A 2,576-nucleotide genomic window follows, 5' to 3' on the forward strand; every position below is an offset into this window, starting at 1 on the left:
TCCTCGTCCGAGAGGTGGTGCATGGCGAAGTTCGATACCACGATGTCGACGCGAGCGCCGCGAGCGTCGGCTCGGGGCGTCTCCGACGACCCGGTGTCCACGTCCTCGTCGACGTTCGGGTCACGGAAGCGACCCTCGCCGAACTCGACGTTTCCGATGTCGTTCTCCTCGGCCTTCGTTCGCGCCTCGTCCATCATCCCTTCGCTGATATCACGGCCGATGACGTGCTTCGCGTCGGGGGCGAGCGCGAGGGCGATCGCGCCCGTGCCGGTCCCCAAATCGAGGACGACGTCGTCCGCACCGGGGTCGGCGTGCTCCACAACCAAGGAAACACAAGCGCGATACTCCTCGCTGTCCTGAGAATCGTCGTAGTCGCCAGCGATGTCCGAAAAGCGGTCGGCGTGTTCCTCAATCGTCTTCTTCATATCGCCCACGTTTCACGCCGGGCGCAATGAAATCGTCGGACTGAATCGTCCGGTTTCGGTCGGCGAGGTTACCCCACTCGCGCAAGCCGTCCTCGATCTGTTCGGGAGAAAAACCGATGACTTCGCCGACGGCCGTGAGTTCGCGGGGTGCTCGCAGTTCGAGATGTGTACGCGGGTTGGCGCTGACGACGAACGGGGCGTCGTATTTGACCACCAACTCGCGGAGTTTCCGGAGGTCCTTGATGGTCTGCACTCGCGGCCCGCCGTCGGTACGGAGGACACGGGACAGGTCGAATTCGATGCGAACGCCGTGTTCGGCGGCGGCCTTCGCCAGCACGTGATTGAAATCCCCGCGACCGCGCATCGGGTGGGCCAACACGTCGATTCGCTCCTCCTCGACGGCGAACCGGTTGAGCTTCGCCGTGCCGCCGTGGAGCAGGAGGATCGTCGCCTTCGGGCGAAAGTTACCGACGTGGCCGCTGGCCTGCGATGGGTTGTCGGCGCGGATTTCGAGGCCGTCCACCACGTCCACACCGTACTCGTCGCTGACGGTCTCGGCGTCGAATTCCGCCCGTGAATCGCCGTGATTGCGGACGACGACGCCGTCGAACTCGTACTCACTCGCCGTGGCCGCAAACCGCGCGACAGTAGCTTCCCCATCCGGGACGGCGTGGACGCCCTCGTACATTCTCGTGTTCGAGTGCGGGGTGGTGAGACTTGGTGCTTGCGACTCTCGGTCCACGGGGACGGCGTCACCGGGAGTCGGAACTGATTAGCCGCTCCAGCCAAACCGGAGTGGTAAGCCCAAGGGGTTTTCCCGTCTCAACCCGGAAGGAAGGTTCAATAACAGAATGGATAACCAGCCACCGACCTCCGCGACCGCCGACGAGCCGCCAGGGGCAGACATCGAATGGTGTCACCAAGCGGTTCAAGGTGTCTCCCGCACGTTTGCCATCACTATCGACCTGCTCGATACGCCGATGGCCGACGCCATCTGCGTCGGATACCTCCTCTGCCGTGTCGCGGACACCATCGAGGATGCGGGCCATATCCCGCCCGCCGAACAGACGAGCCTCCTCCACCAGTACGACGCCGTCCTCGACCCGTCCGATGCGACGACAGTTGAGGAGTTCCGCGAGGCTGTAGACGAGTGGATTCCCGACGATACCGACGGCGACGACGCCGATTGGTCCGTCGTCAGTCACGCCCCCCGCATCGTGCGGACGTTCGGTACGTGCTCTCCCTCGGTCCGGCAAGCGGTTCGACCGCCGGTGCGTGAACTCGTGAACGGGATGGCGATGTTCGTCGAACGGTATGCCGACACGGGTGGACTTCGAATCGGAAGTAGAGCCGAACTCGAAGAGTACTGCTACTACGTCGCGGGAACCGTCGGTGAACTCATCACGAACCTCGTCTGCCAGGATGCGGATTCGGCGCAGGCGAGCCGTCTGCGCGAGACCTCGGAATCGTTCTCGCTCCTCCTCCAACTCGTCAACGTGACGAAGGACGTGTACGTGGACTACCACGACGAGAACAACGTGTACCTTCCCGAGACGTGGCTTGACGAGGCCGATGTCCCGCAGGACGAACTCTGTGACCCCGAACACGAAGACGACGTCGCGGACGTCGTCGCCCGAACCGCGGACCACGCACACAGCTTTACCGACGACGCCCAGACGTATCTGGAGACCATGCCGCGCGAGCGGGGCAACCGACTCGTCGCGTGGACTATCCCCTACCTGCTTGCGGTCGGGACGCTCCGCGAAGTCAGAAAGCGACCGGAGGACGCGCTTCGCCGAGCGGGTATCAAGGTTTCACGCGAGGAGGTGCACTCCCTCATCGCGTCCCTCTCCAGCGGCGTCGAACGCGAGACGCTCGGCGAACTGCGGCGGACGATCTCCGAGAGGCCGTTTCACCGGTCGTCGAATTCGATTTAGCGACCGATTTCGACGGGAGCCGGAAGACGACCGACGGCGTCCGTAACCCACCCGGACAGTAAGAACACCCACGCCGTCGTACAGGCGACGCCGAATCCGACCGCGACGGCCTCGATGGCGAACGGCGGCCGTCCGCCGAACGCGTTTCCGACGACGACGGACGCGACGGAGACGACGATAATCGGCCAACCGAGGACGAGGCCGAGGAGGCGGA

The 2,576-nt window shown here is 64.1% G+C and carries 3 protein-coding genes and 1 pseudogene; 1 reads left to right on the plus strand and 3 read right to left on the minus strand.

The annotated features are described in order from the left end of the window. A partial coding sequence (locus WBV42_RS11275) for a class I SAM-dependent methyltransferase (RefSeq protein ID WP_423986118.1) occupies positions 1–425 on the minus strand: 425 nt, incomplete at its 3' end. Next, entirely contained in the window at positions 409–1,113 is a 705-nt protein-coding gene (locus WBV42_RS11280; protein ID WP_423986119.1) for an RNase P subunit p30 family protein, read from the minus strand. The genes WBV42_RS11275 and WBV42_RS11280, both read right to left, overlap by 17 nt. Before the next feature lie 163 nt (positions 1,114–1,276). On the opposite strand from WBV42_RS11280, the gene WBV42_RS11285 reads away from it, so the two are divergent. Beyond that, the gene (locus tag WBV42_RS11285; RefSeq protein WP_423986120.1) at positions 1,277–2,362 is read left to right on the plus strand and encodes a phytoene/squalene synthase family protein; all 1,086 of its coding nucleotides are present in this window, start codon (positions 1,277–1,279) and stop codon (positions 2,360–2,362) included. On the opposite strand, the pseudogene WBV42_RS11290 reads toward WBV42_RS11285, so the two are convergent. Further along, positions 2,359–2,576 (minus strand): annotated as a pseudogene (locus WBV42_RS11290) (hypothetical protein); the annotation flags it as partial. The gene WBV42_RS11285 and the pseudogene WBV42_RS11290 overlap by 4 nt on opposite strands.

The organism is Haladaptatus sp., assembly GCF_049589095.1.
Classification (GTDB): domain Archaea; phylum Halobacteriota; class Halobacteria; order Halobacteriales; family Haladaptataceae; genus Haladaptatus.

What these genes read in the sequence shown, in the direction of transcription:
- WBV42_RS11280 (WP_423986119.1), bottom strand. Translation starts at nt 1,113, where the DNA reads ATGTACGAGGGCGTCCACGCCGTCCCGGATGGGGAAGCTACTGTCGCG.
- WBV42_RS11285 (WP_423986120.1), top strand. Translation starts at nt 1,277, where the DNA reads ATGGATAACCAGCCACCGACCTCCGCGACCGCCGACGAGCCGCCAGGG.